At 69.0% G+C, this 25,673-nt stretch carries 20 protein-coding genes; 8 read left to right on the top strand and 12 right to left on the bottom strand.

The genetic code is table 11. From position 1 onward, the window contains the following. Positions 1-42: 42 nt before the first annotated feature. The 3 genes from I2487_RS08920 to I2487_RS08910 all read right to left on the bottom strand — a co-directional run bounded on the left by I2487_RS08920 (position 43) and on the right by I2487_RS08910 (position 3,429). Positions 43-909, bottom strand: coding sequence for a GyrI-like domain-containing protein (locus tag I2487_RS08920; protein ID WP_207172208.1), 867 nt, complete (start codon positions 907-909; stop codon positions 43-45). Positions 910-1,066: 157 nt separating this feature from the next. Beyond that, the gene (locus I2487_RS08915) at positions 1,067-1,801 is read right to left on the bottom strand and encodes a response regulator (RefSeq protein ID WP_207172210.1); all 735 of its coding nucleotides are present in this window, start codon (positions 1,799-1,801) and stop codon (positions 1,067-1,069) included. Further along, the gene (locus I2487_RS08910) at positions 1,798-3,429 is read right to left on the bottom strand and encodes an ATP-binding protein (RefSeq protein WP_207172212.1); all 1,632 of its coding nucleotides are present in this window, start codon (positions 3,427-3,429) and stop codon (positions 1,798-1,800) included. Before I2487_RS08910 ends, I2487_RS08915 begins: the two co-directional genes overlap by 4 nt. Before the next feature lie 198 nt (positions 3,430-3,627). Here I2487_RS08910 and I2487_RS08905 point away from each other — a divergent pair, with 198 nt between their 5' ends. From I2487_RS08905 to I2487_RS08895, 3 genes are all read left to right on the top strand, one after another. Continuing rightward, a complete protein-coding gene (locus I2487_RS08905) occupies positions 3,628-5,208 on the top strand; it encodes a CitMHS family transporter (RefSeq protein ID WP_207172214.1) in 1,581 nt (526 codons plus the stop codon). Between the two features lie 141 nt (positions 5,209-5,349). Then, entirely contained in the window at positions 5,350-5,736 is a 387-nt protein-coding gene (locus I2487_RS08900; RefSeq protein WP_345941380.1) for an ArsR/SmtB family transcription factor, read from the top strand. After that, on the top strand, positions 5,733-7,379 hold the full coding sequence (locus I2487_RS08895; protein ID WP_207172218.1) for a SulP family inorganic anion transporter: 1,647 nt from the start codon (positions 5,733-5,735) through the stop codon (positions 7,377-7,379). The genes I2487_RS08900 and I2487_RS08895 overlap by 4 nt, the downstream gene beginning before the upstream one ends. Positions 7,380-7,394: 15 nt before the next feature. Here I2487_RS08895 and I2487_RS08890 read toward each other — a convergent pair whose 3' ends face one another. Beyond that, positions 7,395-8,627 (bottom strand): MFS transporter, encoded by a 1,233-nt coding sequence (locus I2487_RS08890; protein WP_207172220.1) that lies wholly within the window; start codon positions 8,625-8,627, stop codon positions 7,395-7,397. Positions 8,628-8,634: 7 nt separating this feature from the next. Further along, positions 8,635-9,108, bottom strand: coding sequence for an Lrp/AsnC family transcriptional regulator (locus I2487_RS08885; RefSeq protein ID WP_207172222.1), 474 nt, complete (start codon positions 9,106-9,108; stop codon positions 8,635-8,637). A gap of 474 nt (positions 9,109-9,582) precedes the next feature. On the opposite strand from I2487_RS08885, the gene I2487_RS08880 reads away from it, so the two are divergent. Next, positions 9,583-10,287 carry a LysM peptidoglycan-binding domain-containing protein gene (locus I2487_RS08880; RefSeq protein ID WP_207172224.1) on the top strand — a complete coding sequence of 235 codons (705 nt, stop codon included), beginning with the start codon at positions 9,583-9,585 and terminating at the stop codon, positions 10,285-10,287. A 108-nt stretch (positions 10,288-10,395) separates the two neighbouring features. On the opposite strand, the gene I2487_RS08875 is transcribed toward I2487_RS08880, so the two are convergent. Together I2487_RS08875 and I2487_RS08870 are read right to left on the bottom strand one after the other, a co-directional pair. After that, positions 10,396-11,457, bottom strand: coding sequence for an NAD(P)-dependent alcohol dehydrogenase (locus tag I2487_RS08875; protein ID WP_255546140.1), 1,062 nt, complete (start codon positions 11,455-11,457; stop codon positions 10,396-10,398). 242 nt (positions 11,458-11,699) lie between these two features. Beyond that, entirely contained in the window at positions 11,700-12,230 is a 531-nt protein-coding gene (locus tag I2487_RS08870; RefSeq protein WP_207172226.1) for a DUF6326 family protein, read from the bottom strand. Between the two features lie 161 nt (positions 12,231-12,391). Here I2487_RS08870 and I2487_RS08865 point away from each other — a divergent pair, with 161 nt between their 5' ends. From I2487_RS08865 to I2487_RS08855, 3 genes are all read left to right on the top strand, one after another. Continuing rightward, positions 12,392-13,549: a sensor histidine kinase gene (locus I2487_RS08865; protein WP_207172228.1), complete on the top strand. Its 1,158-nt coding sequence runs from the start codon at positions 12,392-12,394 to the stop codon at positions 13,547-13,549. Then, the gene (locus I2487_RS08860) at positions 13,546-14,193 is read left to right on the top strand and encodes a response regulator (protein ID WP_207172230.1); all 648 of its coding nucleotides are present in this window, start codon (positions 13,546-13,548) and stop codon (positions 14,191-14,193) included. The genes I2487_RS08865 and I2487_RS08860 overlap by 4 nt, the downstream gene beginning before the upstream one ends. A 481-nt stretch (positions 14,194-14,674) precedes the next feature. Beyond that, positions 14,675-14,977, top strand: coding sequence for a histone-like nucleoid-structuring protein Lsr2 (locus I2487_RS08855; protein WP_207172232.1), 303 nt, complete (start codon positions 14,675-14,677; stop codon positions 14,975-14,977). Between the two features lie 154 nt (positions 14,978-15,131). Here the strand turns inward: I2487_RS08855 and I2487_RS08850 are convergent, their stop codons facing one another. The 4 genes from I2487_RS08850 to leuS all read right to left on the bottom strand — a co-directional run bounded on the left by I2487_RS08850 (position 15,132) and on the right by leuS (position 22,344). Then, on the bottom strand, positions 15,132-17,693 hold the full coding sequence (locus I2487_RS08850) for a ComEC/Rec2 family competence protein (RefSeq protein ID WP_207173035.1): 2,562 nt from the start codon (positions 17,691-17,693) through the stop codon (positions 15,132-15,134). Then, positions 17,690-18,631 (bottom strand): ComEA family DNA-binding protein, encoded by a 942-nt coding sequence (locus tag I2487_RS08845; protein WP_207172249.1) that lies wholly within the window; start codon positions 18,629-18,631, stop codon positions 17,690-17,692. Before I2487_RS08845 ends, I2487_RS08850 begins: the two co-directional genes overlap by 4 nt. Before the next feature lie 156 nt (positions 18,632-18,787). Further along, positions 18,788-19,789, bottom strand: a complete 1,002-nt coding sequence (locus tag I2487_RS08840) for a DegV family protein (RefSeq protein WP_207172251.1) — start codon at positions 19,787-19,789, stop codon at positions 18,788-18,790. After that, entirely contained in the window at positions 19,789-22,344 is a 2,556-nt protein-coding gene (gene leuS / locus I2487_RS08835; protein ID WP_207172253.1) for a leucine--tRNA ligase, read from the bottom strand. Before leuS ends, I2487_RS08840 begins: the two co-directional genes overlap by 1 nt. 77 nt (positions 22,345-22,421) lie before the next feature. On the opposite strand from leuS, the gene I2487_RS08830 reads away from it, so the two are divergent. Continuing rightward, entirely contained in the window at positions 22,422-23,558 is a 1,137-nt protein-coding gene (locus I2487_RS08830; RefSeq protein ID WP_207173034.1) for an alpha/beta fold hydrolase, read from the top strand. Between the two features lie 72 nt (positions 23,559-23,630). Here the strand turns inward: I2487_RS08830 and I2487_RS08825 are convergent, their stop codons facing one another. Further along, positions 23,631-25,595 carry a primosomal protein N' family DNA-binding protein gene (locus tag I2487_RS08825; RefSeq protein WP_207172257.1) on the bottom strand — a complete coding sequence of 655 codons (1,965 nt, stop codon included), beginning with the start codon at positions 25,593-25,595 and terminating at the stop codon, positions 23,631-23,633. Between the last annotated feature and the right edge of the window lie 78 nt (positions 25,596-25,673).

The following is a 25,673-nucleotide window of genomic DNA, read 5'->3' as shown; positions in this document are numbered from 1 at the left end:
CACAGAAGGAACTTCATCAGCGGTCTCCGCCGAGCTCCGGCGCTAGGCCCGTTCCACCGGGAGCCACAGTTCGGTCGTGGCGCTGCTGAAATCCGGTGCGCGATCAAGAACGGCCACCAGCGAGGGCCCGGGCCGCAGTCGCCAGGGGTTTGAGGGGAACCACTCCGTCGCGGTCGCAGCCCAGGTGGTCTGCAGCGCTGTGGGAAAGGGGCCGGTGGTGCGGAACACCGCCCAGTCCCCGGCTGGCACCTCGATGACGCTGAGGTGCTCCGGGGCCGTGGTGTCTGCGCTGACAGCGACGCCGTGCAGATACGTCAGCTCCGTACCCTCGCGGTAGTCCGGATCCACATCCGCGCTCACCTGGAGCAGTCCTGCTGGTTCGGTGTTGCTCAGGGCCTTCACCCGGGCGTGCTCGGTCTCGGGAAGTGAGGCGATATGCGCTTGGATGTGCTCATTGGCGCCCTGGTGGATCAGCGGCACCCGGGCGGCGTGTCCGATGAGCCGGAAGGCTGGTCGATCTGTGATGCGAGTTTCCATGGGGGTGTTTCCTTCGACGGTCAGGTGGAATCTGAGCGGGGTCTGCGGATGAAGCGGGCCACCGTGACGGCGTGCCTCGCCGGGGCTGATGCCGTGCACCGCGCGAAACGCTCGGTTGAATGCCTCGGTGGAGCCATAGCCGCAGCTCACGGCAATCCCGAGCAGGTCGCGGCCGGCGAGCACCTCAGCCGCGGCCACCGTCATGCGACGCCGTCGGATGTACTCCGAGAGCGGCATTCCGGCCAGGGACGAGAACATCCGACGCAGGTGGTACTCGGTGGTCCCGAGCTCACGGGTGAGGTCGACGACGTCGATCTGCTCCCCGAGGTGCTCTTCGATGAAGCTGACGACGCGGTTCAGTGCTGTGATCACGGTTTCCCCCTTCAGGATCCAGTCTGGTCCCCGAGCCGAGCCTGCACCCGACTATTCCGGTCCGATGCCATCGCGTGGGATCGACGGGGGCCGACCTGGGATCGACCTGGGATCGACGTGCCATCGGCACCCCGGCGCTGGCAGCCCGGCGACGCCTTCAGGGCACCCAGGTATAGCGGTGCTCCGGCCGCCCGGCCTGGCCGTAGCGCAGGGTCAGCTCGGCCCGGCCTTCCGCGCACAGGTGCTCCAGGTAGCGCCGGGCGGTGACCCGGGCGATCCCGGTGGTCTCCGAGACCTCGACGGCGGAGACGTCGCCGTCTCTCGAGCGCAGCGCCTCGGCCACCCGTTCGGCCGTGGCCGGGGTCAGCCCCTTGGCCATGGACCGAGACCCCATCGGACGCATCATGCCGAAGAGCGCGTCGACGTCGTTCTGGGTCACGGTGGACATCGCGGCCATCCGCTTGCGCGCCGCGGCGTAGCGTTCGAGCTGGTCGCGCAGCTGGCGCAGCGGGAAGGGCTTGATCAGGTAGTGCAGCGCACCCATCGCCATGGCGGTGCGCACGTGTTCGACGTCGCGCAGCGCGGTGATCAGCACGATGTCGATGACCCCGACCTCCCGCAGCCAGGTCGCGCTGCGGAGCTCCTCGAGCACCGCGAGGCCGGTGCGGTCGGGCAGGAAGAGGTCCAGCAGCACCAGACCGGGACGGTGTCGACGCACCGCCTCCAGTGCCTCAGCGGCGGTGTGCGCGCTGGCCACCACGGTGAAGCCGGGCATCGAGTCGACGAGCTCACGATGGTTCCGGGCCACACGCACGTCGTCGTCGACGATCAGCACCGGAATCGGGGCGGGCGTTCCGGGCTCGCCGGAGGTCGTGCCTGCGGTGGTGTTCATGCGATGGTCACCTCGGCTCGCACCGGCAGGTAGGCGAAGAAGGTGGTCTCATCCTCATGCTCCACGCTCACCGAACCGCCGCGCCGCATGCAGGCCTGGTGCACCAGGGCCAGGCCCAGTCCGCGGCGACCGGCCTCGTCCTTGGTGGAGCGTCCGATGCTGAAGATCTCTGCGGCGATCTCAGGGTCCAGGCCGGGGCCCGAGTCGATGACCCGCACCTCGATGAGCCCGTCGGTGACCCCACCGTGGTGCCGGACCATCAGCTCCACCCGGGCCTGCGCGAGAGGCTCCGAGATCGCAGCGTCCATGGCGTTGTCGATCAGATTCCCGATCACCAGCAGCAGGTCATCGCGCAGTTCGTGGGGCTGGTCTGCAGGCAGCTGAGAAAGCTCGGAGAGGCTGAACTGCACCCCGCGTTCGGCGGCCTGGACGGACTTGGCGAGCACCAGTGCCGCCACGGTCATGTCCTGGATTCGCGCGGCGATCTGGGCGTCGGCCCCCGAAGTGGCCAGGGAGAGCTCGGAGAGGTACTCCTGGGCCCGATCCACCCCGCCGAGCTCCAGCATCCCGGCGACGGTGTGCAGCCGATTGGCGAACTCGTGCCGCTGGGCACGCAGCCCGTCGGTGACGGTGCGGGCGCCGTCGAGCTGGTCGCTCAGCCGGGTGAGCTCGGTGCGATCACGCAGGGTCACCACGACGCCGCCGTCGTCCTCGTGCAGGCGCACCGGTCTGCGGTTGCAGACCAGGATCAGCCCGTCCACGCTCAGCAGCAGGTCCTCCCCCGGCTCCGGGCCGCTCAGCACCGCCTGGGCCTCGGCGCTGAGTCCCAGCTGGGCGGGGGTGCGCCCGAGATGATCCACCGGCAGGCGCAGCAGCTGCCGGGCCGGGGTGTTGGCCAGCACCACGCGGCCCTCCCGGTCCAGGCCGATCACGCCCTCACCGATGGCGTGCAGCAGCGCCTCCCGACCGTCGAGCAGCGCGGTGATCTCCCGAGGCTCCAGGCCGTGGGTGTCCGCGCGCAGCCTTCGGGCCAGCATCCGGGCGCCGATCGCGCCGATGCCCACGGCGAGCGCCGCGGCCCCCAGGATCAGCGGGAGCTCCTGGAACGAGGCGAGGCGAACCTCGGAGGCGAGGATGCCCACAGAGACGAAGCCGATGACCTCTCCCCCGTCCTCGGTGATCGGCACTCGAGCGCGCATGGTGAGCCCCGCGTGGCCGTGCTCCACCCCGGTCCAGGTCTCTCCGGCCAGCACCGTCGCCGGATCCAGCTCGGGGCGCCCACCGATGGCGGCCGGGTCGGGGTGGGACTGCCGGAGGCCCTCGGCGTCGGCGATCATGATGTATTCATACCCGCCAGCGGCGCGCAGCGTCTCGGCCCAGGGAGCCAGGATCTCGGCCGGGTCCTCGGTGCGCAGCGCATCCTGGACCGTGTCCATGACGGCCACCGATTCGGCCATCGTGAGCACCCGCTCCGCGTACTGTGCCCGGACCTCCAGATACTGATTCACCCCCCAGAGCAGGCTGACCAGGGTCACCGCGCCGATGAGCAGCATGATGTTCCAGCGGAAGAGCCGACGGACCAGGGAGACCTCACCAGTGGTGGGGGCCTGGGATGACCGCACGGACACTGCTGCCTCCTGATGCTGCGGGTCGGGACTGATGGCTCACGGATCATTCGCCGCGCAAGGTCATGATCGAGACCAATATGACCAATATTGCGCGCAGGTGCACAAAACTGTGGGCCCGATCACAGTCGTTCCATGCTGTCACGTGGCTCACATTTTTGCCGCTGATCGATCCCCACACCCGCATCGAGGAGAAAAATCATGCTCAGCCTAATCGGCCTGGCGGTGATCGTCACCATGACGACGCTGCTGATCATGGGGCGCATCGCTCCCATCGTCGGACTGACCGTGATCCCCTTTGCGGGGGCACTGCTGGCCGGCTTCAGCTTCACCGAGATCGGTGACTTCTTCGGCGAGGGCATCGGTTCGGTGCTCGACGTCGCGGTGATGCTGATCTTCGCCATCCTGTTCTTCGGGATCATGAACCACGCAGGGCTCTTCGACCCGCTGGTGAGACTCACCGTGCGGCTGACCCGCGGCAATGTGATCGCGATCTGTGTGGGGACGGTGCTGCTGGCGGCGGTCTGCCACCTCGACGGCGCGGGCGCCTCCACATTCCTGATCGTGATCCCGGCGCTGCTCCCGCTCTACCGACACCTGGGCATGAGCCCGTACCTGCTGCTGCTTCTGGCCGGCATGAGCATGGGCGTGCTGAACATGCTGCCCTGGGGCGGACCCGTGGCCCGTTCGGCCGCCGTGGTCGGCATGGATCCGATCGAGCTCTGGCGCGGCCTGATCCCGGTGCAGATCCTGTGCCTGGTGATGCTCGTGGTGACTGCAGTCCTGTTGGGTCTGCGCGAGCAGCGCCGGATCGCTGCCCGCGCCAGGGCAGCTGCGGAGGTTGAGGCGCAGTCCGGTGAACAGTCCGGTCAGCAGTCCGGTGGGCAGATCGTCGAGCCGGCCGAGGAGCCGGTAGAGGGTCCCGCAGAAGCTCGGGTCCAGGAGCGCGAGCTCGTCTCCGTCGCCTCGAACCGCGACGTCACCAGCCGCACCACCACGGGCAGCAGCGTCAGCGACACCGGCGCCGGCAGGGGCAGCAGCGCCACCAGCTCCACCACCTCCGGCGGCTCTGACCGCAACGCCCAGGGCGCGGCCACGACGGACGCCTACAGCGGCGAGGCCGATGACCTCTGGGGCGGGACCGAGAACGCCCTGGCAACCCCGCGGTGGAAGATGACCGTGAACACCATCCTGGTCCTCGGCATGCTTGCCCTGCTGATCTCGGACATCCTGCCTTCCCCACTGGCCTTCATGCTCGGCCTCAGCGGCGCCCTGGTGATCAACTACCCGAAGGTCAGCGACCAGATGGAGGCGCTGAAGATCAACGGCGGCGCCGCGGTGACCACTGGCGCGATCGTGCTCGCCGCCGGCTGCTTCCTGGGCATCCTGGAGGAATCCGGCATGCTGGAATCCCTCGCCACCGACGCCGTGTCGATCCTGCCGGCCGCACTGATCCCTTATCTGCACCTGATCGTCGGGGTCTTCGGACTACCGCTGGAGCTGCTGCTGAGCACCGATGCGCATTACTTCGCGCTGCTGCCCGTGGTGGAGGGGGTCTCCACCCAGGCCGGAGTGAGCACCCTCGCAGTGGTCTACGCCGTGCTGGTGGGCAATATCATCGGCACCTTCATCAGCCCCTTCTCCGCGGCCCTGTGGCTCGCGCTCGGACTGGCCGGCTGTGACATCGGCAAGCACATCCGGTACTCCTTCGTGCCGATGTGGATCTTCTCCGTGGTCGCCCTGGTGCTGGCGCTGGTGCTGGGACTGATCCCCTGGAGCTGAGCCGGCCCGGCCGGGGTGATGGACCCCGTCATCGACCGGGCCGTGCACGTGGAGGAAGAGCACCCGTGGACCCTTCACCCCCAGCGCTATATGATGAGTTCATCAATCAGTAAACTACTGGGCGGCTGTGAGGAGACGATCGTGGACGATCAAGTCGAGGCACGAGGCCCGTTGAACCAGGTCAAGGCGAACCTCTTCAAGGGCCTCTCCCACCCGGTACGGATCCGGGTGTTGGAGCTGCTCGCCGAGCAGCCGGAGGTCTCGGTGACCGATCTGCTCGCCGAGACCGCGCTGGAGGCCTCGCATCTCTCCCAGCACCTGGCAGTGCTGCGACGCTACGATCTGGTCGTGTCCCGACGGCGCGGACTGCAGATGTTCTACTCACTGGCCCACCCTCAGGTGGCCGAGCTGCTGGCGGTGGCGAAGGCGCTGCTCCAGGAGATCCTGCGCAGCACCGAGCGGAATCTCGCCCACGCGCTCGCCGCGGAGTCACCGGCGGATTCCGCCACTGTCACTGGCCACCGATGAAGGCCGTGGCGTCCATCCGGGCGCTGTTGCCCCGACGCTCTGACTACGCCGCGATCCCGCGCACCTGGAGAGGCGACCTGGTCGCCGGGGTCACCGTGGGCATCGTGGCGCTCCCGCTCGCGCTGGCCTTCGGGGTCAGCTCCGGAGCCGGGGCCGCGAGCGGTCTGATCACCGCGGTCGTGGCCGGGTTCATCGCCGCGGTGTTCGGCGGGTCCAACGTGCAGGTCTCGGGCCCCACCGGCGCCATGGTCGTCGTCTTGGGCCCGGTAATCGCCGCCCACGGCATCCTCGCCCTGGCCGTGGTGACCGTGCTGGCCGGGCTCCTGGTGATCGCCGCCGGGGCGCTGAAGCTGGGCCGGGTGGTCTCCTTCCTGCCCTGGCCGGTGATCGAGGGCTTCACCCTCGGCATCGCCGTCATCATCTTCCTACAACAGGTGCCCGCCGCGCTTGGCGTCCTCGCCGGACCCAGCGCCAACGCCGCGGTATCCGCCGCGCAGAGCCTGGCCACCGTGCCCTGGCAGCAGATCGCCGCACCCGTGGGACTGGTCGTGCTGGTCGCGGTGATCATGATCGGGGCGCCTCGCATCCACCCGCAGATGCCCGGATCGATCCTGGCGATCATCGCTGCCACCGTCGCGGCAGCGCTGCTGGACCTGCCCACGGCCCGGATCGGTGCGCTGCCCGACTCGCTTCCGGCCCCGGTGCTGCCCGAGTTCGACGGCGCCACCCTCCTGGCGCTGGCCGCTCCGGCGGCCACCATCGCCGCACTGGCGGCGATCGAATCGCTGCTCTCGGCGCGAGTGGCGACCTCGATCTCCGACACCGGTCCCTATGACGCGGACCGCGAGCTCGTCGGGCAGGGCCTGGCCTCGGTGGCCTCGGGCTTCTTCGGCGGCATGCCGGCCACCGGAGCGATCGCTCGCACGGCGGTGAACATCCGTTCCGGGGCGCGCACCCGGCTGGCCGCCATCGTCCACGCGGCGGTGCTGCTCGGCGTCGTCTACCTGGCCACCGGCCCGGTGTCCCAGATCCCGCTGGCGGCCCTCGCCGGGGTGCTGATGGTCACCGCGGCACGCATGGTCTCTGTGGCCGCGGTCCGCGCGATCGTCGGCTCCACACGTGCCGACACCCTGGTCTTCCTCGTCACCGCGGTGATCACGGTGTCCCTGGATCTGATCGAGGCGGTGCAGATCGGCGTCGTCGTCGCCGCGTTCTTCGCGCTGCGCTCGATGGTCGCGACCAGCGGGGTGCACCGGGAGGTGATTCCTGGCCCGGCGCAGGCCGGGGACGGCCATATCGCGGTGTTCCGTCTGGATGGGGCGCTCTTCTTCGGCGCGGCCGAGCGGGTTCTGGAGAAGGTCACCGAGATCCAGAACGTCGATGTGGTGATCATCCGGATGTCTCAGCTGCAGGTGCTCGACGCCACCGGCGCCCGGGTGGTGTCGGAGATGGTCACCGCACTGGAACGGCGCGGCATCACAGTGCTGGTGAAGGGCATCCAGGACCGACATCTCGCTCTGGTCACCCGGGTCGGCGTCCTTGAATCCCTGCGCCACCACAAGCACCTCTTCACCGAACTGGCCCCTGCGGTGGAGCATGCCCGCAGCCACGTGCGGCGTGACCGCGAGGCGTCTCCCCCGTAGGCCTCGGACAGGGGATCAGAGCACGTCCACCCGGCGCCCGGCGAAGAGCCCCACCACCGCCATCACGACGACGGCGGCCGCGATGATCCACAGCACCGGGGACCAGGAGCCGGTGAACTCGAAGAGCGTGCCGGCCAGCAGCGGCCCCACGGCGGCGAGCAGATATCCCACACCCTGGGCCATGCCGGAGAGCCGACCGGCCTCCGCCGAGGTGCGGGCGCGCATGCTGATCAGGGTCAGTCCCGCCAGCAGGTTGCCGCCCGAGGCGAACCCGACGATCAGCGCCCAGGCGGGCATCGCCGCCGGGAAGAACAAGATGCCGAGCACACCGAGGAACATGATGCCCGCCAGCGCGACCACGACCGCGCGCTGGTCCTGGGCGCGCTGCATGATCGGTCCCACCACCAGGCTGGCGAGGATCCCGATGGCCTGATACGCGCCGAGCCAGAACCCGGCGGCGGCCTCGGTCACGCCGTGGGAGGTCTGGATGGCGGGGAACCAGGTGAGCATCAGGTAGAAGATGCCCGACTGCAGGGCGAAGTAGGCGGTGACCTGCCAGGCGACCGCGGAGCGCCACATCGTCCCGCCGCGGGAGCCCGACACGAGCGACGCGGGGTCGGGGACCATCGCGCCGAGCGAGCCGGGGGCCGTGGCGGAGCCGACCCGCCGGCTCCCCCTGAGCCGGATTCCCCAGAGGCCGGCGGAGAGCAGCGCGAAGATCGCCGAGACCCCGAGGGTGAACTCCCAGCCCTTGGCCGCCGCCACCGGCACCGCCGTGCCGGAGGCCACCGCGGCGCAGCCGACCAGCACCGCCGTGTAGAGCCCGGTCATGACCGGGACCCGGGCGGGAAAGTCACGTTTGACCACCGCGGGGACCAGCACATTGGCCACCCCGATGGCGGCGCTGAGGATGACCGTCCCGGCAAAGAGCGAGAAGGCGCCCAGGGGCAGCGACCGCAGCAGCGTGCCGAGTCCCAGCAGCAGCAGCGAGATGAAGATGGTCCGCTCGAGCCCCCAGCGGCGCCCCAGCGCCGCGATGAAGAGCGCGACGATGCCGAAGCCCAGGGCCGGGATGGCGCCGAGGAGCCCAAGGGCTGCCGGACCCAGGCCGGTGTCCTGGCCGATGCGTTCGATGAGCGGACCCACCGCGGTGATCGCGGGACGCAGATTCGCCGCCACGATCAGGACCGTGACGATCATCATCAGCTGCGGCAGGCGCCGAGGAGCAGCCTCTCCGGCCGCGCTCATGCGCGACTCACTCGTCGAAGGACTTCCCGGTGTTCAGATGCGGGCGCTGGCTCTTGATGATCTTCATCGGGAAGGCGGAGTCCGTGCCCTGAACCCCGGGAATGGTCAGCACCTTCTTGGTGAGGAACCGCTCGTAGGCATGGAGATCCGCCACCGCGACGCGGGCGAAATAGTCCGGTGAGCCGAAGAGCCGGAGCAGCTCGAGGACCTCCTCGTAACTCGCCATGGTGTCCTCAAACCGTTCTACGGTCTCTCGGTCGCCCCATTTGAGCTCGATGTCCAGACCGACCTCGAAGGACTGCCCCAGTGCTTCGGGGTTGATGTCAGCGGTATAGCCCAGAATGACACCCTCGGCCTCGAGCCGCTGGACCCGGCGCAGGCAGGGCCCGGCGGTGAGTCCGACCTTCTGGGCCAACGCCGCGTTGGGAATCCGTCCATCTTTTCGCAGCGCAGAAATGATTGCGCGATCCACACCGTCCATCATCTGATTCTTGCACCAGATTCGAAACTTTGGCGGTTCGCGCACCAAAATTCCCACATGGTGGAAACCGCTCCCCCTCGTCGAGCGAGCGCAGAGCGGCCCTCCAGCACGCGTCGCGCGTCACGGTTTCATCACTCACATACTATTCACAGGAACGTTGATAACGGCCAGGTAACGAAGTAAATTCCGCGTAGTTCCGGGGTTTTTGAGTGTTCGAGGTCACCCAGGCCCCGGTTGACGCAATCAAATCGAGACCTTTTACTGGTTAACGGACATCTTCCGTGATGCCGCTGTAACGACTGGGCCTCCGTTCCCAGGCCCACACACGGCAATCAGGAAGCACCGGAGCCGGCTGCCCACCACCGTCCACGCCGACTCAGGTGAAACTTGACCGCTACACATCATGAAGGCGGACGGTGACACGAGGACGGCCCGGGAGGGTCACGAGTGCAGGGACTTCGGGACTCAACTCTCATGCAGACCAAGCAGACTTTCAAGAAGGTTCTCGGCGGTAGCCTCGCAGCTGCCACGCTCGCCGGCGCAGCCGTCGTCGCACAGGCTCCTGCCGCAAGCGCCTCGGGCCAGTGGGACCAGCTCGCACAGTGCGAGTCCGGTGGCAACTGGTCGATCAACACCGGCAACGGCTACTACGGCGGCGTGCAGTTCTCCCAGCAGTCCTGGCAGGCAGTGGGCGGCTCCGGTCTCCCCAGCGATGCCAGCAAGTCCGAGCAGATCAGCCGCGCCCACGCACTCTGGGAGATCCAGGGCTGGGGCGCATGGCCTTCCTGCTCCGCTCAGCTCGGCCTCTCCGGCAACCCGGGTGGCGGCGGCGGCAACACTGCTCCCGCGCAGAGCGAGCCGGCACCGGAGCAGTCAGCTCCTGAGCCAGCACCGGCCCCTGAGCCCGCTCCCGAGCCTGCACCGGCACCCGAGCCGGCACCGGCACCCGCCCCTGAGCCAGCACCCGTGGAGCAGGCTCCGGTCGAGCAGGCACCGCAGCAGGTTGAGGTTCAGACCTCCGGCGAGACCTACACCGTGCAGGCCGGCGACTCGCTCTCCAGCATCGCCAACGCCCTCGGCCTGGATTGGAAGGACATCTGGAACGCCAACACCGACACCGTCCAGGATCCCAACCTGATCTTCGTCGGCGATCAGCTGAAGCTGCCCGCAGCAGGCTGATTCAAGTTTGTGCCAGAAGGCACACCACTAGGGGGCGTCAGCGCGTAGCTGACGCCCCCTAGCTGTGTCTGCACCTGGCATCACATTCATCAGGCACGAACCGCGGATTCACCCCGGGAGGTCAGACCCCGGCAGCGTGATCGCGATCTTGCCGCACACGTCTCCAGCTTCGAGACGCCGCATCGCCTCTGGAACCTTCGCCAGGGGAAAGGTACGGTCCACACGCGGCGTGACCGTGCCGCTCTTCAAGTGCTCGGCAAGTCGTTCCAGGTCACTTCCGCGTTCCTTGGACGCAAGCATGGTGAGCCGCTGGCTCAGGAATCTCGAGAACAATGGCGCCCGCAGGCTTCTCCCGAATCCACCAGTCCAGTCACCACCTCCCTCGCCACCGACGATGACGGCGGTCCCGGTGGGGGTCAGGGCGTGTCGCAGCCGGGCGAGAGGGGGATTGCCGGCGATGTCGAGGATCAGATCGTAGTGATCCGAGCCGTCCGCGAAGTCCTCCCGGGTGTAGTCGATGACGTGATCAGCGCCGAGGGATCGCACGAAGTCCTGCTTGCCGGGGCTGCAAACCCCCGTCACCTCCGCGCCGCATGCCTTGGCGATCTGCACGGCGAAGCTGCCGACACCACCGGAGGCACCCAGGACCAGCACCTTCTGGCCCTGCTTCACCTGGCCAGAGTCACTCAGCGCCTGGAGGGCTGTACCGCCGGAGATGGGAACGACGGCGGCCTGTTCGAAGGTCAGGTTCGCCGGTTTCGCCGCCAGCTTGGTCTCCAGAACCGCGGCGTATTCGGCGAAGGAGCCGCGGGACATCCCGTAGACCGGTTGACCGAGGGCGAACCCGGTCACCGAGGAGCCCACCTCAGCCACAGTTCCGGCGACGTCGATTCCCGGCACGGGATTCTTCGGCCTGCGGAAGCCGAAGCCGATCACCCGCAGCAGATACGGTCGGCCAACCATCATGTGCCAGGTTCCACGGTCGAGGCCGGCCGCGTGCACACGGACCAGCACCTCGTGCTCGCCGATCCTGGGGCGCTCGATCTCTGCGAGCTCGAAGACTTCCGTGGAGCCGTAGCCGGTCTGCACCATGGCCTGCATCGAGACACTTTCTCGGTGCGAGGCGTGGGGAGCGCCGCTCGTGTCGGCGTGGTGTCTCTGCGATGTCATGCTGTTCTCCCGTCACTGGTAGTGAGTCGATCGCTGAGGTGGCCTGCGTGGGCGGTCGCCACGATGCCCTGCGGCTAGGATCTGCCCTGCGGTGTGCCCGTGGGGTGGGTGGGTTGAGCTGCCGGGGGTGCTCGAGCCCGCCGACATGCAGGGGCTCCGACGACCCACGACATTCCTGATCGGCACGGCACACCAGTCCGACTCTTCTTCGTGGGTGGGTGCAAGGCCCGATGGGACTCCTGTCAACGTACTTGTCTCGGGTGCGGAACCGCTAGAACCGCGGACCGGGACGAATCCTGACCGTGCCCGGAGGCGGTGTGGCGGGGCCAGGTCCATGAGGAGCGCAGGATGAAGGCCAGCAGCAGCACCTCGAGTCCGATGGAGAGGCCGTAGAAGTAGGAGTAGCTCCACGACTCCCCCGCTGCGTTGTAGATCGTGACGGGGATGTAGAGCGTCGCCACGACGAGGTTGATGGTGCGGCTGACCCGCGCGGGCAGCGTCGTGGAGAGCAGGATCATCAGGCTCGGGATGGCGATGAGCGTGAGCGAAAGGGCGACGAAGGTGGGGCCGGTGTCGAACTCGTGGACGGTGCCGCCCAGAATCTCGTCGAGGAAGCCGGGCTTGTACAGCGCGAGATAGTCGACGTAGATGTAGAGAAACATGAAGCTGGTCCATGCCGCTGCGAGTCTGGCCTGCACGGGCAGGCGCAGGTCTTCGAGACGGCCCTGGGACGGAAGGTTCTCTCGGGTGAGGTGGGGTTCAGGCGTTCTCATGACGATGCTCCTTGGCTAGATTGAGTGGGTGCTTCCACCTTCATCGATGCCGGCGGCGGGCACATCAGCCCCGGAGCCTGATTCCACCTGGCCATTGGCACGGTCGCGCTCTGGTACTTTCGGCCGATGTGTCGAGCCCATGGGCTGCCTAGGCTGACCAGATGGCCATCCACGCGCTCCGCTCGCTGTGGGTTGAACCGCGACCCGCGAATGCTCCGGAGCCGGGGCCGCGGGACGCGGCGCTGGTCGCCGTCCTGATCGGCTGGTCCGTGGTGGAAGTCGCGCTCCGCCAGGACCTGGCTCCCCTGGCGCTGCTGCTGCTCGCGGTGCTCGCAGTCCTGGGCCCGCTGCTGTGGAGACGCTCGCACCCCCTCCTGGCCGTCGCGGTCTGCTTCGGCACGTGGACGGTGGTCGACTCGGTCAGAATTCTCACCGGGTCGGAAGGCGGCATGCTGAACAGCATGTCGGCGGCGCTGATCCTGGCCTACTCGCTGTTCCGGTGGGGCTCCGGTCGCGAGGCCGCAGGCGGCCTCGGCGTGATCCTGCTGTGGCTGCCCATCACCAACGTCGCCGACCCCGTCAGCCTCTGGGGAGCAGTCGCCGGATACGGGTTCTTCCTGTTTGCCGCCGCGCTCGGCGCTGCGATCCGGTACCGCGCGAAGATCCACCTCCGCGACGTCGACCAGGCCAAGGCCCGGGAGCGCGAACAGCTCGCTCGTGAACTCCATGACACCGTCGCCCACCACGTCTCGGGCATCGCCATCCAAGCCCAGGCAGGACGGGCCATCGCAGCTTCGCACCCCGAGCGTGCCATCGAGGCCCTTGGCATCATCGAGGACGCAGCGACCCGGACGCTCACCGAGCTGCGCACCATCGTCGGCGTGCTTCGCGCCTCGCAGGACACCGAGTTCGTGCCGCAGCCCGGCGTGGCCGAGATCCAAGCGCTCGCCACCGGCGGACAGACGCGGCCCAGTGTCACGGTGACCCTTTCCGGAGAATTCGACGACCTCAGCCCAGCGGTCAGGGCCGCGATCTACCGCCTGGCCCAGGAGTCCATCACCAACGCCCGACGCCATGCCCGCCACGCGACCCGGGTCGCCGTCGCCGTCACGGGCGAGGCCGACCGGGTGCGGCTGACCATCGACGACGACGGCTCCCCCGTCAGCGGCCGCGGCGCAGCAGGTTACGGTCTGGTGGGCTACGGGCTGATCGGCATGCGGGAACGCGCCTCACTGCTCGGCGGCACGTTCCAGGCGGGCCCCGCCGCGCAGGGCTGGCGGGTGGAGGCGGTCCTGCCCCGAGGCGGTGCTCCCCGATGAGCATCAGGGTCCTGATCGCCGACGACCAGCCGATCGTGCGCACCGGGCTGAGCATGCTGCTTGAGGCCCAGCCCGAGATCGAAGTCGTCGGCGCGGCCGCAGACGGGCGCGAGGCGGTCCGCCTGGCGCGGCAGCTGCGCCCCGACGTCGGCCTGTTCGACATCCGCATGCCGCTGATGGACGGCATCGAAGCCACGCGGCGCCTCGCTGGCCCCGACGTCACCGACCCCCTGCCGATCATCGTCATCACCACCTTCGACCTCGATGAATATGTCCACGGGGCGCTCAAGGCCGGCGCTCGCGGGTTCCTGCTCAAGGACGCCGGGCCTGCCCTGTTGACCCAGGCCATCCACGCCGCCGCCGATGGAGACGCACTGATCGCACCCAGCGTGACGCTCAAACTGCTCGCGGCTTTCGCCGATGCACAGACCGCACCACCGAAACAGCCGATAGAACCGCTCACCGCGCGCGAGGAGGAGGTCCTCCTGCCTGTAGCCCAAGGCCGGACCAATAATGAGATCGCCCGCGAGCTCTACATCACCCCAAGCACCGTCAAGGCCCACCTCGCCAGCCTGATGCGCAAGCTCGGCGCCCGAAACCGTGTCGAGGTCGCCATGTGGGCCCACGAGACCGGCCGCATCTGAGCGTACGAAGGGCCCCGCTGCGGTTGGCCCCCGCGTCCCGAGGTGCCGCGGAGTGACCGAATGTCCACTTCGGAAAGGCGATACAGCTCTTGTGGGAATGCATAAGATCTGTCCCAATGGCGGGGCTGTCTTCAGCACTGCCTGGGGTGGAGCTCTGTCGGCGGGTCGCTGACCAGTCCCGTGCAGCCATAGGTCGGGCGATCTGCCTCGCCGATGCAACAGGCGTAGAACTGATTCCCCAGATTCGCAGCGTCCTTGATCGGCTGCTTTGGAACCGAAGCGCGTGTCCACTTACCCCTGGCCCGTCGTCCGCTTGTTTTTCAGAAACGTATTTTTATTTGCCACATGCATTGAACGCTGGGCACATCTGCGGAGTAATCACTATCAGCTATACCTTCTGCATGACTTTCACATGCAGAAGTCGATACGACGGGTGAGGCAGTTGCTTCCTCATCGTCGATGAGGCAATGAGGTGTTGGATATGGCCCAGAGAATCGAAGTGGTGCTTGTCGATGACCTTGACGGCAGTGAAGCTAAGGAGACGGTGACTTTTGGTCTGGATGCTCGCTATTACGAAATTGATCTCAGCGATCAGCACACTAAGGAGCTGCGTGACTCGTTGAAGCAGTACATCAGCAAGAGTCGGGTCATCGCCCCTCCGTCACCGCAGAACGAGGCTCGACAGATTCGGGAGTGGGCGGTGAACAACGGCTTCAAGGTCTCCTCGAGAGGCCGGCTGCATCGGGAGGTCGTGGAGGCCTACCGCAACGCCAAGAAGCGTTAGCCCGCCGCAAGCCACCTCGGTGAGTGGAGTCTGGACGCCTGCGCCTGCAGACTCCACTCACTTTCGGTGCCCCTCGCTGCTCACGCATGCCCGGCGTGATGCGATGCTCCCGACTTCTGCCCGCTGACGCGATTCCTCGACCAGCAGACCTTCGTCACCGCAGCTCCATCGCTTCAAGCCCGTTGGGTCCAAGGCTGAAGGCCACCGTGCCGTGGAGGTCCGTGCGGTAGACCGAGGCGCCCACAGCCTCCAGAGTCCGGATGATCTCGGCGGAGGGATGCCCATAGCTGTTGTCCTGCCCCACCCCGATCAGCGCCGCCGCCGGTCGCGTCGCCTCCAGGAGCTCGGTGCCGCCATTGGCCGCCCCATGATGAGCGACCTTCAACAGGTGCACGCCCGGCGGCACGCCGTCGCGGCGCAGCAGCGACGCCGTCGCCGCCTCCTCCATGTCCCCCATCGCGAGCAGACGCAGCGGGTGGCTCACCGCACCGATCTGCCCCACCGGCAGCTGCGGGTCCGCGATCTCGAACAGCGCCACCAGCGAGTTGTCGTTGGCCTCCGCGTGATGGGCCTCCGCGACCCACACGGTGAGCCGCACCCGTAGCTCGCGGGTGAACTCGAAGACCTCCCCGGCCTGGGGGCGGTACACCGGGACGCTCGCCGGCAACTCGGCCACAGACTCGACCTCAGCGTCCACGTCCCAGTCTGCGCTTCCGGCATGCAGGACCGTGCCCGGCGCACGATCTTCGATCACCCCCGCGGTCCCGCCGTAATGGTCGCTGTGTTCATGGGTGAGCACCAGTGCCTCCACGGTGTCGAGACCGAGCTTCTCCAAACACTGGTCTGCCAGCAGCGGATCCTCCCCCGCGTCCACGACCACGCCCGCGGACTCCTGTGTGCGGATCACCAGCATGTCGCCCTGCCCCACGTCACACAGGGCCACCCGCCAATGATCCAGGCCACGCGACGGGGCCAATGCCGTCACCGGCAGCACCAGGGCGAGCATCGCCGCCGCGGCTCCCGCCAGCAGGACCATGTGCCAGTAGCGGAACCGGTCCACCAGACCCCAGGCCAGCACCAGGGCCGCGAAGACGTAGAGCACCACCAGACCCCAGCCCACCCACCCTTCCGGCCACGGGGCGGTGGCCTGCGGAAACCCAGCCGCGGCCCGGCCGATCAGCCCGAGGCAGGCTGCCGCCAACCCGCAGCACCAGAGGATCGGTACCGCCAGCCAGGGCAGCGTCGTGGAGATCACTGCGGCGAAGGTCCCTGGGACGGTGATGAACGGGACGAAAGGGGCGGCCAGGACATTGGCGGGCACCGCGTAGGTGTTGACTGCCGCCGAGAGCGGCAGCAGCACCGGGGTGACGAAGAGCTGCGCGGAGAACGCCAGTGCCAGCGGCGCCGCGAGCACCACCGGCAGAAACCTCTCCAACCGCTCCCGGATCCGGGTCCCGATCACCACGATCCCCGCCGTGGCAGCGGCGCTCAGCTGAAACGCCGGCTCCATCGCGTAGAACGGATCAAAGACCAGCAGCCCGATCACGCAGACACACAGCAGCGAAAACGCCGCCCGACCTCGCCCGGCGAAGAGCGAGACTGCGGCGATGCTGCCCATCACCCCGGCACGGATCACGCTGGGCTCGGGGTGCACCAGCAGCACGAACAGCACCAGACCGATCAGCGCGACCGGAACCGTCATCCAGCGCGGCGCGCGCAACAGCCTGACGATTCCGATCAGAGCGCCCATGACCAGCGCGCAGTTCGCCCCGCTCACAGCGGTCAGGTGGCTCAGGCCTGCGGCACGCATCGCCTCGCGGACCTCCTGATCCTGGTGTGTCCGATCACCCAGGATCAGCCCCGGCAGCAGCCCCGGAGCATCGCCCACCGCGTGGGAGGACGCGGCCGCGGTGGCAGAGCGCAATCCGTTGAAGATTTCGGTGAACTCGGCACGAGGATCAGCGGGGAGCCGTTCCAGCTCCGCCCCTGACGGAAAGAGCACAGCGGTCTCCCGCTGGCCAGGGTCGGTGGGGCTGAGCTTCACCAGCCCCTGATAGCGCTGACCCGTGATGAGCGGCAGACGCGGTGCGGCGGGCTTCCCGGCGGACACCTCGACGGAGCCCTCGGCCGGGTCACCGGCCAGGTCCCCGGCCGGGCCCTCGGCCGGGTCACCGGCAGGTTTTTCGTTGGCTGCCTCACCGGGCGCCGGGGCAGATTCGTCTGGGGGCAACAGATCGAAGTCCGCCGGGGCATCTTGGATCATCACCACCGGGGCACCCACAGGCACGGGAAGCGGCTCCCCCGGCATGGACGCCGTCTCCACAACCCCGTGGGCCATGATTCGGGCCTCACCGCCGAACCCCGGGGTGTCCAGCAGCTCTGGCTGGCCGGAGATCCGCAGTGTCACCGTGACCGGGGCGTCGCCCTGCACCGCCTGCATCCACCCGCTCAACGCGTGCGCCCGAGCGTCCGTCCCCGCCTGGAGCGCGACGACTGCCACCACCACGCAGCACAGCAGCGCATGCAGCGTCGCCGGGTGGGCGAGCAGCCGCGTGACCAGTCCGGCACCGAGGCTCAGCAGCGTGGCCGCACCCAGGAAGCCCCAGCCCAGCCGCACCGCGGACTCCCACGGCAGATGCACCGCCATCAGGGCCGCCGCCCAGGCGGCCAGCGCGGCGGGCAGCAGCCGCAGGTCCAACGGCTTCCCTGTCGTCACCAGGTCACCAGACCCTCCGCATCCGCGAGGATCACAGGCCCGATGCCGCTGACCCCGGCAAGCTCCTCCAGCGAGCCGAAGGGGCCGTTGGCCTCGCGGTAGGTGATGATCCGCTCCGAGAGCGCCGGTCCGATCCCGGGGAGCTCCTGGAGTGTTGTGGCATCGGCAGTGTTGAGGTTGATCAAGTCACCGGCCCCGGGGGCTGCTTCGGCCCCAGGTGCTGCTCCTGACTCCGGGGCGGGTGCTGTTCCCGGCGCCGCCCCCGGCGGCCCGGGCGAGTCCTGCCCGGCGGACGGGGGTCCGGTCCCGGCCTCAAGCTCCTCCGGGGTGGGCACCCAGATCTGAGTGCCGTCCTGGACCGGCGCGGCGAGATTCAGGCCGCCAGGATCGGCCTTCGAGGTCATCCCGCCCGCAGCCTCGATCGCCTCATGCACGCGTGCCCCGGCGGCCAGCTCCACCACGCCCGGTTCCGCCACCGCGCCGCCCACGTGGACCACCACAAGCCTCGTCCCCTGCGCGCCCGGCACAGCACTCTGGGCCTCATCCGCGGCACCCTCGGCCCCAGTGTCGGGCCGGGCCCCGGCGGAGGCCCCGGGGCTGTTCGACGCCGGAGGGCCCTCGGCCTGACCCGAGGCACCACCAGGGCCGGCCCCGGGGCCGGCTCCAGGACCCGCTCCAGGGCCGACTCCGGGGCCGGCTCCGGGGCTCGCTCCGGGCTGCTCCGCGCCCTGCAGCTGCGGGGGCTCTGGCAGGGTGGGCGCTCCCGAGGGAGCGGCGCTGCTGAACCAGGACACGGCGAGCCAGCTCAGCAGGGCGATGACGATCACGATGACGCCGGCCAGCTTCATCCGGATCCGGGCCGGGGCGGCGTGTTCGATTTCGCGCTCAGCGCGCAGCCGCTCCCGCCGTGTCAGCTGCTCCTCAGCCCGATCCTCCATGGGATCACGCTAGGACCGTGATCGACTCGGATCCGCGGTGCAGCATCCGCTGTGCGCAGCGGGCCGCGGCGTCGTCCTCAGTGCGGGGCTGGGGAAGACCGGTCCGAGCCGGAGAACTCGGTGGGCAGCCTCAGGAAGCGGCTGGCAGGGCCGGGTTCAGGAAGTGGCGGGCAGGGCCGGGTTCAACGACACCGCCAGCGCTCCCAGGCCCAGGTGAGCGCCCAGGGCGGGGGGAAGGTCCACCACCGGCACCGGGGCCGCGGAGAGCGGGGCCAGCGTCTCGGCCAGCTCCAGCGCCTGGGCAGGATTACCGAATCCATGCACTCCCAGGCGGGGCGCGTCCATGCTGTGGGCGTGCTGCGCCACCCGGGCCTGAAGTCGTTCCAGGGCGCGCGGCATGGTGCGCGGACGCTCCATGGGCTGGATCTCACCCTCGGTCAGCTGCAGCAGCGGCTTGACCCAGAGCAGTCCACCGATCAGCGTGGACATCGCGTTGATCCGTCCCCCGCGGCGCAGCTGGTCCAGGTTGGGCAGCACGAACATCGTCTCTGCGGCGTGGGCGCTGCGCGTCGCGGACTCCGCGACCGCCGCCAGGGATCCGCCGAGCTGCGCGGTGATCGCCGCGTCGATCACGCTGTGCCCCAGACCCAGGCCGGCCTGACGGGAATCGACCACCATGACCGGAAAGTCCAGCCCTTCGGCGGCCAGCCGGGCGGCCTCCACGGTGCCGGAGAGCTTCGCCGAGAGGTGGATGGACACCACCCCGGCGTAGCCCTGGGCCCGCAGCGACTCGTAGGACTCCAGCAACCGTCCCGGGGACGGTCGAGACGTGCGCACCGGGTTCCCCTGAGCCAGCGCCAGGGGCAGATCCCGGTCCAGCTCGTGACTGGTCTCCGGATAGATCTGATCCCCGATCATCACCGGGATCGGCACCGAGGTGATGTTGACCCCGACCGGGCCCAGCAGCAGCTCCTGGGGCCCGCGATCTACAGGAAGCGAGCAGGAGGAGTCGGTGACCACCGCGATGCGCCCCTTCTTGCGGCGCAGATGGGGTTTACGCCCCGGCATCGCAGCCCGCCGAGCCAGCAGGTCGGCCTCAAGCGCGCTGCGCCATCGGGCCAGGCTCTGCTGGCAGCGTTCTGCTGGCCGGGGGCTCATCAGCCCGTCACGACGTTGACCAGCTTGGGCGCACGCACGATCACCTTGCGCACCCCGCCGCCCTCGGCGACGTACTTCTGGATCCTTGGCAGCGCCAGCGCCTGGGCCTCGAGTTCGGCCTCGGTGATGTCTGCGGCGACCTCCAGCTTGTCGCGCAGCTTCCCCTTGACCTGGACCACCGCGGTGACGGTGTCCTGGACCAGCAGAGATTCATCCACTGCGGGCCAGGCGGAGTTCGCCACCGAGGGCTGGTGGCCGAGCAGGGCCCACATGTCCTCGGCGGTGTAGGGCGCGACCAGGGAGAGGATCTGCGCGGTGACCTCGGCGGCCTCACGCACCGCAGGATCACCCGCGCCGGCACCGGAGTCGATCTCCTTGCGGGCCGCGTTCACCAGCTCCATGGTGCGAGCGATCACCACGTTGAACTTCTTGTCCTCCACCAGCTGGGCGGCGTCCTGGATGGTCCGATGGGTGACCACACGCAGCGCCTTGGCCCCGTGGGATGGGTCGACGCCGGCCTCGGAGCTGACGTCCTGGGCGAAGCGCCAGGCACGGGCCAGGAACTTCGCGGAGCCCGAGGGCGAGACGTCGGCCCAGTCCACGTCATCCTCCGGCGGGGAGGCGAAGACCATGGTCAGCCGGACCGCGTCGACGCCGTAGATGTCGAGCTGCTCGCCGAGGTTCACCCCGTTGCCCAGGGACTTAGACATGGCCTTGCCGCCGTTGAGCACCTGACCCTGGTTCAGCAGCGCCTTGAACGGCTCCGTGAAGTTCACCAGGCCCAGGTCGAAGAGCACCTTGGTGAAGAACCGGGAGTAGAGCAGGTGCAGGATGGCGTGCTCCACGCCGCCCACGTACTGATCCACCGGCAGCCACTTGTTGATCTCCGCGCTGGGGAAGATCTCGGCGTCGTTGTTCGGGTCGATATAGCGCAGGTAGTACCAGGAGGAGTCCACGAAGGTGTCCATGGTGTCGGTGTCGCGGGTGGCGGCGCCGCCGCAGGAGGGACAGTCCACGTTGACCCAGTCGGTGGCGCCGGCCAGCGGGGACTTCCCCTTCGGCGCGAGCTGCTCGCCGCGCATGCCGGTGGGCAGCTTCACCGGGAGCTGGTCCTCGGGCACCGGGACCTCGCCGCAGTCGGTGCAGTGGATGATCGGGATCGGCGCGCCCCAGAAGCGCTGCCGGGAGAGCAGCCAGTCGCGCAGCCGGTAGTTGACCTTGGCTTCGCCCACGGTCTGCTCGGCGAGCACCTCGATGGCACGCGCGATCGCGGCGTCCTTGCTCAGCCCGTCCCAGGCCGGGGAGTTGATCGCGGTGCCCTCGCCGGCGGTCGCGGTGCCGGTCTCAGCCGGGTCTTCCTCACCGGTGTCGACCACCACGCGGACCTTCAGCCCCATGGTGCGGGCGAACTCCAGGTCGCGCTGGTCGTGGGCGGGCACGCCCATCACGGCGCCGGTGCCGTAGTCGGCGAGCACATAGTCCGAGGCCCACAGCGGCAGCTCTTCGCCGGTGATCGGGTGGATCGCGTGGCGGCCCAGGAAGACCCCGGTGCGTTCCCGCTCGGCGGACTGGCGCTCGATGTCGGAGACGCTGCCCAGCGCGGCCCGGTAAGCCTCAAGCTCGGCGCGCTGCTCCTCGGTGACCAGGTCCATCGCCAGGTCGGCGTCGGCGGCGACCACCATGAAGGTGACCCCGTAGAGGGTGTCGGGGCGGGTGGTGAAGACCTCCACCGGGGGGTGCTCGGGCGCGCCCTGCGTGGCGGGGATCTGGTAGCGCACCGAGGCGCCGGTGGAGCGGCCGATCCAGTTGCGCTGCATGGAGAGCACCCGGTCGGGCCAGTGGCCCTTGAGCTCGTCCATGTCTTCCAGGAGCCGGTCGGCGTAGTCGGTGATCTTGAAGTACCACTGGTTCAGCGACTTCTTGATCACCGCGGTCCCGCAGCGTTCGCAGGCGCCCTCGACGACCTGCTCGTTGGCGAGCACGGTCTGGTCCTTCGGGCACCAGTTGACCGGGGAGTCCTTCTTATACGCCAGTCCCTTGTTGTAGAACTGCAGGAACAGCCACTGGGTCCACCGGTAGTAGGACTCGTCCGAGGTGTGCAGCCGGCGGGTCCAGTCGGTGCTGATCCCGTAGCGCTTGAAGGACGCCGCCTGGGTCTCGATGTTGGCGTAGGTCCAGTCCGCGGGGTGAGCGTCGTTCTTGATCGCGGCGTTCTCGGCCGGCAGCCCGAAGGAGTCCCAGCCGATCGGGTGCAGCACGTTGTAGCCGCGCAGCCGGGCGTACCGGGCGGGGATGTCGCCGATGGCGAAGGCCTCGGCGTGGCCCATGTGCAGGTCACCGGAGGGGTACGGGAACATGTCCAGCACGTACTTCTTCTCCCGGGTGTCCGCCGGGTCCACCACGAAGGTGCCCTGTTCCTCCCAGACCGGCTGCCAGCGGGCCTCCATCTCCTGGAAGGAGTACTGCTTCTTCTCGCCGCCCTGGGCGTCAGCCGAAGGGCTGCTGGGCTGCGTCGCAGTGGTATCGGCTGCAGCGGTTTCGCTCGCGTGGCTCACCTGGGGGGCACCTCGTCGTCGTCGGGTCGTATCTTGGACCCCGCCAGTCTAATTGAGTTCCCCGGTAGGCTGGGCCAGTGAGCCAGACGTGGACCGAGCACCCAGTTCGGGCAGGAATCAGACGAGACGTCCCGGTGGACTTCGCCGCCCCGAAGCCCGTGAGCGGCCCGGGACGCGAGACCGTCGTCGACGACGACGCCCGGCTGGGCACGGCGGCTGCGGTCTGGCACTACCCCGCCCAGGCGCCGACCCCCGGTGCCTCCGCCGCCTCGCAGGCTCCGCCGCGCCGGCTGCTGCTGATCCACGGCTTCCGCGGGGACCATCACGGGATGGCGCTGATCGTGGATGCACTGCCGGAGTTCGAGGTCTTCGTTCCGGATCTCCCCGGCTTCGGGGCGACCCCGCCGCTGCAGCGCGCCGCTGCGGACCCAGCCGACGCCGTCCCCGGCGAGCGGGTCCCCGCCGAGCACACCCTGGACGCCTATGCGGGCTTCGTGGAGGCGCTGGCGGAGGCCCTCGAGCTGGGAGCAGCGGATGTCCTGGTGGGTCACTCCTTCGGCTCGATCATCGTCGCGGCCCACGCCGCGCAGACCAACCCAGCGGCCCACGCCGCGCAGACCAACCCAGCGGCCCACGCCGCGCAGACCAACCCAGCGGCCCACGCCGCGCAGACCAGCCCAGCAGACCGCTCAGAGGAACCTCGGCGCTGGGCGGGGCTGGCGCTGTTCGCCCCGATCAGCAATGACATCTTCACCGGCAGCCTGCTCCCCGGTGCGGCCGCTGTGGACCTGTACTACCGAGCAAGCCAGTGGCTGCCCGAGCCTGTGGCGCAGGCGCTGCTGCGGTCTCCGCTGGCGCAGGCGGTCACCAACGCCTCGATGATCGTCACCCGCGATCCGAATCAGGTGGCCTATATCCGGGATCAGCACCGACAGCATTTCAGCGGCTACGCGGACCCGAAGACCCTGTTGCAGGCCTATTGGGCCTCCAGCCGGCACACCGTCACCGAGTTCGCCGACCGGCTGGAGCTGCCGGTTCTGCTGGCGCCGGGGTCAAAGGATCAGTTGAGCACCCCGGCCGGGCAGCAGCGTCTGCGCCGAATGATTCCAGGAGCGCACACCGAGGTGCTGTGCGAGACCGGGCATCTGCTGCACTACGAGAAGCCGGCGCAGGCGGCCCGGGCGCTGCGCCGTTTCATCTCCAGCTTGGACTGAGCACCCTCGCGGCGCCCCTGATCCGCGGGACCAGAACCGTTGGTTCAGAACCGCGGGACCAGAACTGCGGGATCAGAACTGCAGGCTCGCGATGTCGTCCATAGCGATCCGCAGACCGCGGCTGCCGCGTGCGGCTCCCGGGGGTGCCGCGCTGTGGGTGCGTCGGATCCGGCGGATCTCGGTGACCACTGCGGCGGCCTCGGCGTAGCCGAAGAACAGCAGGTAGCGGTGCCGCCCATCATCCAGCGGCGCAGGCCCGATCCACGCTCGGCCCTCGGGCAGCTGCACCTGGGCGAGGAATGCCTCGACCTCGGCCGGGTCTCCGGTGAGGCTGAGCATCCGCTGCGCCGGCGGCAGTCCCAGCTCCAATCGGCTGTAGAGCTCCCTGCGGGCATAGGCCACCGGATCCCAGCGCACGAGGGCTGCGGTGAGCTCCTCGGCCTCGGCGGTGATCACCACGGTGCCGCCGTGAGTCTTGTGCGGGCGGACCAGCGAGGCCGCCCGGAACCACCGGGAGAGCACCTGGCGAGGCACGTCCAGGCCCTCACGGCTGAGCTGGGTGTCCCCGTCGAGCAGCAGCGCGGCGGCGTAGCCGGTCTGCGCGACGGGCTCCACTCCGGGGGTGCTGACCACCAGGGCCGGCTCCTGTCCGACCTCGGCGATCGGGTGATCCGAGGTCGAGGAGATCACCGGAGTGTTCGGGAAAGCGCGACCGAGCTCCTGGGCGGTGCGATCAGCCCCGCGCGTGCCGGCACGGAAGGTGGTGGAGCCGCACTCGGTACAACGGTGGTTCCGGTGGTGCAGCCCGCACCATCGGCACTTCAGCGTCCGGGACTGGCCGTGATGAGCCGGCAGGCTCAGTGGTCCGTGGCACTGCGGGCACTGCTGACGGCTGCGGCAGCGCTCACAGAGCACCGCCGGGATGAACCCGCTGCGTGCGACCTGGATCAGCACCGGCCCCTGCGCCAGCCCGTCCCGCGCCGCCTTGTATGCGGCTGCGGGCAGCCTGGCCGCGCGGAAGGCCGGCTCGCGCTCCTGTTCGTAGGAGTCGGCGGTGGCGATCATCCGCGGGGCCGCGGTTCGGCGCTCCTCTCGCTCGGGCGCCGCCTCGGCGAGCCAGCCGCGCTCGACCAGCCGCTGCACCTCCAGGCTGCGCGAGGTGGAGAGCATCACCAGCTCAGCGCCGGTCTGCACCGTCCTCAGCAGCGCCACCTCACGCACATGGTGATATGGCGCGCGTGGCGCGGCGTGGGTCAGCTCGCCGTCTTCGAAGACCATGAGCAACCGCAGCCGGGCCACCGGGGCGAAGACCGCGGAACGGGTGCCCACAGCAACTCGGGCCTGTCCGTAACGCAGATCCAGGAACGACCGGTACCGCGCGGAGGGACCCATCTCCGCGGTCAGCTGGACCGCGACCCCGCTGCCCAGCGTGCCGGTGAGCACCTCCATCAGGGCTTCGACGTCGCGCTGGTCCGGGACCACCACGACGGCGTCGCCCTCCCCCGCCAGACACTCGTGCACCCGATCCAGCACCTGGGTCGTCCAGGACTGCTCGCCGTAGGACTTCAGCGCCAGCGCGGCGCTGCGTGGACGGGGGTGCTCGGGGTCGAGATCGGGCGCAGGTGCGCGCAGGCCGGCGTAGTCCTTCTCCACCCGGGCGGCCCTTGGCGGGATGGCGGCGCGCAGCACATCAGCGGTGACCCCGGCCCCGCGTTCGGCGACCTGCTGGGCGAGCTCCAGGATGTCCTCGGAGAGCACCGGCAGGGCGGTGACGAGCTTGGTGATCAGGGAGAGCCGTGAGGCGGTGGAGGGCTCCTGTTTGCGGCGCAGCACATAGCCGGTCATCTCCCGACCGGAGAACCGCAGCTTCACCCGGCAGCCGGGGACGATCTTCTCGGCGAGATCGACGGGCACCACGTAGTCGAACGGGCGATCCAGGTGGGGCACGGCGGACTCCAGCAGCACCTCTGCCACGGGAAGCTCATCGGTGGCGCCGGCGGGCAGCTGCGGAGCAGGCGCGGGCGCGAGCGAGTCCAAGAGGGCTGGCTGGTTCGACTGTTGCCCCGCCTGCGATGTCGGCTCCTGCGCCACGCTGATCCACCCCCTCGCCCTGAT

The organism is Nesterenkonia sp. E16_10 (genome assembly GCF_017347085.1).
Classification (GTDB): Bacteria; Actinomycetota; Actinomycetes; order Actinomycetales; family Micrococcaceae; genus Nesterenkonia.
Note: the sequence above shows the minus strand (reverse complement) of the source record. Positions and strands in the feature narration are given on the sequence as shown.